This window comes from Nocardia sp. NPDC050717, assembly GCF_040654275.1.
GTDB lineage: Bacteria > Actinomycetota > Actinomycetes > Mycobacteriales > Mycobacteriaceae > Nocardia.
The window spans coordinates 417,469-423,611 of sequence record NZ_JBFAHR010000004.1 but is presented as its reverse complement, the minus strand read 5'-3'; the positions used below and the strand labels follow the sequence as shown (position 1 = coordinate 423,611).

The window sequence follows — 6,143 nt, the reverse complement described above, 5'->3', positions numbered from 1 at the left end:
CGGATCAGCAGCTGCTCGAAATCCAGGCCCACCTTGGCGATCCCGGCCTGGCGCCACATCCCCATCGCGATCTGGCGCTCCACCGGCTGCGCCTTGTACCAGGGGTGGCGGCCCAGCGGGTCCTCCTCCGGCATGATCCAGCGCGGATCGTCGCTGTGTACGGCGAACTCCGGCGAATCCCAGTCGATGTCGACATAGGGATCGAAATGCCGGTTCACCGAACCGTCGGACAGATTGCGCAGGATCTCGTGGTACTCGGGATCGGTGGCGGTGTTCTTCGTCGTGGTCGACAGCATCGGCGATGTCTCCTTCGTGGGGTGGCGCAGATCTCACGTTATATGAGACTCACGGTCCCACACAACTGTCCGGCGCCGAATTCTCGGCTGCTGCGCCGCCCACCTGCGCCGACGTACGATGAAGCAGCGCGAATCGTGTCGGACGGTTGACCAGTCTGTCTAGGAAACGAGGATTGCGATGGCACAGCTGACCCCCGCGAAGGCCGTCTGGCCCAGCCTGCGCGTCGACTCGTGGAGCGATACCCGCGACACCCTGCACATGTGGACCCAGATCATCGGCAAGCTGAAGATGGCTGGCACGCCGCTGGTGAACCACTGGTGGAACGTCACCTTCGCGGTGAACGCGCGCGGGTTGTCGACCGGTGCGATCCCCGTCGACGGGCGGCTGCTCGACATCGAATTCGATTTCCACGACCACGAACTCGTCCTGCGCACCAGCGACGGCCGCCACGCCACCATCGCCCTGCGTCCGCGCACCGTCGCCGACTTCTACGCCGAGCTCGGCCACGTGCTCGGGCGCCTCGCGATCGTGGTCGACATCGAGGCCTCACCCAACGAGGTGGACCCCGCGATCCCCTTCGCCGAGGACACCACCCACCACTCCTACGACGCAGGCGCCGTCGAACTCTTCTGGCAGCAACTCGTCCAGATCGAACGGGTGTTCCAGCTGTGGCGCGCCGGATTCGCCGGGAAGACCAGCCCGGTGCACGTCTTCTGGGGCTCGCTCGACCTCGCCTGCACCCGCTTCTCCGGCCGCACCGCGCCGACCCACCCCGGCGGCGCCCCCAACTGCGCCGACTGGGTCATGGAGGAGGCCTACTCGCGCGAGTGCGCCAGCGCCGGCTTCTGGCCCGGCGGCACCGAAGGCACCTTTTACGCCTACTCCTATCCGGCCCCCGAGGGTTATTCGGCGCAGCCCGCGGGCCCCGCCGGCGCCGAATGGGACGCCACCCTCGGCGAATTCGTCCTGCCCTACGAGGTGGTCCGCGAGAGCTCCGACCCCGACGCCACCCTGCTCCACTTCCTCGACGCCACCTACGCCGCAGCCGCCGACCTGGCCTCCTGGGACCGAAAACTGCTCGACGTCAACCCCTACCGCCTCGACCGCCGCATCCACCACGACGACACGGCCGCGCTCTGAGCCGCGCCGACAACGGCACCGGGTTGCTGCCTCAATCGCCCAGTTCGCGGGCGATGGCGTGGGTGAGGACGGCGCGGGCGCGGTCGAGGGTGATCGAGCCGGTGTGCCAACGCTCGCTGAGACCCTCCACCAGGGCGGTGAGATGTTCGGCGGCGAGGGCGGGCGCGGTGGCACCCGCGCGGGCGAGCAATGTCTCGACGTCGTCGTTCCAGGCGCGGGTCGTCGCGGTGAGCGGGTCGCGCAGGTCGGGATCGAAGACCGCGCTCGCGCGGAGTTCACCCCAGGCGATGCTGTTCATCGCGACCTCGGTCTCGTCTCGCAGCTCGAGCAGCAGCAGGTTCTCGAGCTGGGCGCGCGGCTCCTCGGTCGTCGACAGGGCCTGGTCGGTGTAGTCCTGCGCGCGCTGGTTGACGTGCTCGAGCGCCGCGCGCAGAACGCCGCCGCGGTCCTTGAAGTGGTAGTAGATCAAGGCCGTCGACACCCCGGCTTCGGCGGCGAGCTGTTCGACGCGCAGTCCACGCACTCCGTGCTGCGCGATGACGCGGACTGCGGCTTCCAAGATCTGAGTTCGACGCGGTGACACAGGTCCTCACAGTAGGGGTCCGGCGGGTCAGCGTGCGGGCTGCTGCTGGGTGGTGCAGTGGATACCGCCGCCACCTGCGGCGATGCCGTCGACGGCGATCTGCACGATCTCGCGGTCCGGGAACAGGCGGCCGAGGGTGGCCGCGGCCGCGGGATCGGTGACCGGATCGCCGAACTCCGGGGCGATCACCGCGCCGTTGCAGACGTAGAAGTTGATGTAGCCGACGGCGAAGTCGTCGTCGGCGTAGGTCTCGCGGACCGTCGACGGGCCTTCGAGGACCTCGACCCGCAACGGTCGCCCGTGGACATCGGTGGCGGAGCGCAGGATGTCGAGGTGACGGCGGGTGACGTCGTAGTCGAAGGAATCGGGGTCGTTGTCGAGCCCGGCGACGACCACGCCCGGGGTGGCGAACCGCGCGTAGAAATCGGTGTGCCCGTCGGTGATGTCCTCGCCTGCGATACCGGGCAGCCAGATCACCTTCTCGATGCCGAGCAGGTGGGCCAGTTCCTCCTCGACGTCACCCTTGCTCCAGCCGCGGTTGCGGTTGTTGTTGAGCACGCAACTCTCGGTGATGATCGCGGTGCCCTCGCCGTCGACCTCGATACCGCCGCCTTCGAGCACGAGATCGGTGTGCAGGGTCGCCACTCCTGCACGGGCGGTGACGAATTCGGCGACCTCGGCGTCGCGGCGATGTTCCTGCTTGCCGCCCCAGCCGTTGAAGTTGAAGTCCACACCGGCCAGGGTGCCGCCGTCGCGCACGAACACCGGGCCGGTGTCGCGCATCCACAGATCGTCGATCTCGGTGGCGATCAACTCCACGTTCGCGCCGCCGACGAGACTCCGCGCCAGCTCCATCTCGCCGGGACGGACCAGCATCGACACCGGTTCGAAGCGGGCGATGGTGGTCGCGATGGTGGCCAGATCGCGTTGCACCACGGGCAGCAGTTCCCGCCCCCAGATCCGGGCGCCGGCTCCGAAGGCCATCCAGGTCCGCTCGTGCGGATGTCCCTCGTCGGGCATCATCCACCCGCTCCCTTCGTGTCGATTGCTCCCGGTGGGTGTGGTCGGGGCGGAGTCGTCACAGGCTGCCACCAGCAGACCGCCGATGGCGGCCAGGCTCGTCTGTACGAATGTGCGACGACGCATCGCGGAAACCAGCTTCCTGGATCGGGGTGAGACGGCGGTCTCGGTACCGGCGCCGGTCGGCGCCGAATGACCCGAGTGTAGATCCTGACTAAAAATTTAGTCAAACACGCGGGGGGTTGCCGTGCGCCGCGACGGCGGGTCCCTCCGAAACGGAGCGAGGGTGGCAGCGGGATCACCCGCTACCACCCTCGCTGTCCGCGACAGCTCAGCTCACTTGAGCTCGGCGCTGGTCTTGCCGAGGACCCGGCGCGCCACGATCAGCTGCTGGATCTGCTGGGTGCCTTCGAAGATGTCGAGAATCTTCGAGTCGCGGCCCCACTTCTCCAGGAGCAGGCGCTGCGAGTAGCCCAGGGTGCCCGCCAGTTCGACGGACTTGAGGGTGACGTCGGTGCCGGTGCGGCCCGCCTTGGCCTTGGACATCGAGGCCTCGAGCGAGTTCGGCTTCTTGTTGTCGGCCATCCACGCCGCGCGCAGCGACAGCAGGTAGGCAGCCTCGTAATCGGCTTCCAGGCGCAGGAATTCGGCGGCCGCGGCGTGCTGGTTCATCGCGGGGGTGTCGTAGGAGATCTCGACACCGGCCTCGGTGAGGATGGTGCGCAGCTCCTCGAGCGCCGCGCGCGCGACACCGACGGCCATGGCGGCGACCATCGGGCGGGTGTTGTCGAAGGTCTGCATGACCCCCGCGAAACCCTTCTCCACGTTGACTTCCGGCGAGCCGAGGATGTTGTCGGCGGGGATCCGGCAGTCCTGCAGCAGCAGCACGGCGGTGTCGGAGGCCTTGATGCCGAGCTTGTGCTCGAGCCGCGCCACCGACAGGCCGGGAGCGTCACGCGGGACGACGAACGACTTGATCGCCGCGCGGCCCAGGCTCTTGTCGACCGTCGCCCACACCACGATGTGGGTGGAGCGCTCGCCCGCGGTGACGAAGATCTTCTCGCCGTTGAGCACCCACTCGTCGCCGTCGAGCACCGCGGTGGTGGTGACGGCGGCCGAGTCGGAACCGAACGACGGCTCGGTGATGGCCATCGAGGCCCACACCTTGCCGAAACGCTCCAGCTGCTCGTCGGTGGCGACCGCGGCGATCGCGGCGTTGCCCAGGCCCTGGTAGGGGATGGTCAGCATCAGGCCGACGTCGCCCCACGAGGTCTCGAGCGCGTTGAGCAGCGCGGACATGTTGCCGCCGTTGGCATTGGCGACGATGTCGGTGGTGCCCGCGTCGTCACCGCGGCCGCCCGCGGCGCCGCCGATCTTCTGGGTGCCGGAGTCGGCGAGGCCCTCGACCATGGCGGCCATGGTGTCGAGTTCGACCGGGTACTCGTGCTCGGCGAGGTCGTACTTGCGGGAGATGGGGCGGAAGATCTGCGCGGCGACCTGGTGGGCCTGGTTCGCGCTCGCCTTCAGCTTCTTGGGGAGTTCGAGGTTGATCATGGAATTCTCCTGGGAATCGAAGACGGACGCGACTAGACCAGCACCACGCCCTCGGCGACGCCGACGGCTCGAAGGTCCCGGTACCAGCGCTCGACCGGGTGTTCCTTGGTGAAGCCGTGACCGCCGAGCAGCTGCACGCCGTCCAGGCCGATCTGCATGCCCTTGTCGGTGGCCAGCTTGCGGGCCAGCGCGGCCTCGCGGGCGAACGACAGGCCCTGCTCCGCGCGCGACGCACCCCGCAGCGTCACCAGGCGCAGGCCGTCGAGCTCGATCGCCATGTTGGCCACCATGAACGCGACCGCCTGGCGGTGCGAGATGGGCTCGCCGAACGCCTCGCGCTCGTTCACGTACGGGATCACGTAGTCGAGCACGGCCTGCCCGGTGCCGATCGCCAGCGACGCCCAGCCCAGCCGTGCGAGCTGCACGGCGTCGCCGTACTCCTCGGCGCGGGCCTTCGCGTCACCGTCACCGAGGACGGCTTCCGCGGGCACGGCCACGTTGTCCAGGATCAGCCGGCCGAGGCCTGCCGCGCGCAGACCCATGCTCGGGTCGGCCTCCACCGACAGGCCCGCGGTGTCGGACTCGACGATGAACAGCGCCGGGCGCCCGTCGAGTTCGGCGGCCACGATGAACAGTTCGGCATCGGCGGCGGCCGGGACCAGGCTCTTCACGCCGTTGAGGCGGAAACCGCTGGGGGAGCGGGTCGCCTTGGTCTGCAGGGCGAACGGATCGAACAGCGCGCGCGGTTCGGCGATCACGACGGAGGCCTGCGGCACGTTCTCGCCGGTGAAGGCGGGCAGGTAGGTCTGCTGCTGCGCGTCCGTGCCCCACTGGGACAGCGCGACGGCCACGCCGCTGGGCGCGAGAATCGGCAGCGCCAGGCCCATGTCACCGTGCGAAAGAGCCTCGGCGACCAGGGAATTGGTGACGGCGCCGCGCTCGCTGGCCGCGCCCTCCAGTTCCTCGGGGACGTTGATCAGGGTGATGCCGAGTTCGGCGGCGCGCTCGAGCAGGTCACGCGGCGCCTTGGCCGCGTTGTCGGCCTCGTAGGCGGCCGGGCGCAGGATCTCGCCGGCGAAGTCCTTCACGGTCTCGACGATCATCTGCTGCTCGTCGGACGGGGTGAGGTCGAAGTAGTCCTTCGTCTTGGCCTCGTTGTCGGGCAGCCGCTTGGGCTGGCCGCCGCCGGTGACCTTGGCGAAGGTGCGAGTGGCCGCGCCCAGGGTCCGGAAACCGGTCTTGGTGCCCTCGTAGGTGACGCGTTCGATGGGCTTGCGCAGGTTGTACTTCTCGGCGAGCTCCGACCCGGTAATGGTCGTCAAAGCGCGCATCGCGGCGCCCATCCAGTCCCGCTTGGGCTGGCTGAGGCCGACCGCGGACGTGTCGTTCGGACGTCGCTTCGTCGCGCTGTCTCGAGTGCTCATCATCACCTGATTTCCTCGGCTGTCGGGGCGCTTGGGACCCCAGCTATCTTACTCCTCGGTAAGACTATCTTACTCTGGAGTAAGAAGCTCGTCGACGGCACCGAAATCCGCGAATCCGTGTCAGT

At 68.5% G+C, this 6,143-nt stretch carries 6 protein-coding genes; 1 reads left to right on the top strand and 5 read right to left on the bottom strand.

What is annotated here, in order from left to right; genetic code table 11:
- On the bottom strand, positions 1–296 hold a 296-nt coding region (locus tag AB0H56_RS12570; RefSeq protein ID WP_357161231.1), incomplete at its 3' end, for a diiron oxygenase.
- A 178-nt stretch (positions 297–474) separates the two neighbouring features.
- Here AB0H56_RS12570 and AB0H56_RS12565 point away from each other — a divergent pair.
- On the top strand, positions 475–1,437 hold the full coding sequence (locus AB0H56_RS12565) for a DUF5996 family protein (protein WP_357161228.1): 963 nt from the start codon (positions 475–477) through the stop codon (positions 1,435–1,437).
- Positions 1,438–1,468: 31 nt separating this feature from the next.
- Here AB0H56_RS12565 and AB0H56_RS12560 read toward each other — a convergent pair whose 3' ends face one another.
- From AB0H56_RS12560 to AB0H56_RS12545, 4 genes are all read right to left on the bottom strand, one after another.
- The gene (locus tag AB0H56_RS12560; RefSeq protein ID WP_357161225.1) at positions 1,469–1,996 is read right to left on the bottom strand and encodes a helix-turn-helix domain-containing protein; all 528 of its coding nucleotides are present in this window, start codon (positions 1,994–1,996) and stop codon (positions 1,469–1,471) included.
- 51 nt (positions 1,997–2,047) lie between these two features.
- Complete coding sequence (locus tag AB0H56_RS12555; protein ID WP_357161222.1) at positions 2,048–3,166, bottom strand: agmatine deiminase family protein; 1,119 nt, start codon at positions 3,164–3,166, stop codon at positions 2,048–2,050.
- 210 nt (positions 3,167–3,376) lie between these two features.
- On the bottom strand, positions 3,377–4,594 hold the full coding sequence (locus tag AB0H56_RS12550; RefSeq protein ID WP_280220550.1) for an acyl-CoA dehydrogenase family protein: 1,218 nt from the start codon (positions 4,592–4,594) through the stop codon (positions 3,377–3,379).
- A gap of 32 nt (positions 4,595–4,626) precedes the next feature.
- A complete protein-coding gene (locus AB0H56_RS12545; protein ID WP_357161218.1) occupies positions 4,627–6,021 on the bottom strand; it encodes an acyl-CoA dehydrogenase family protein in 1,395 nt (464 codons plus the stop codon).
- Positions 6,022–6,143: the final 122 nt, after the last annotated feature.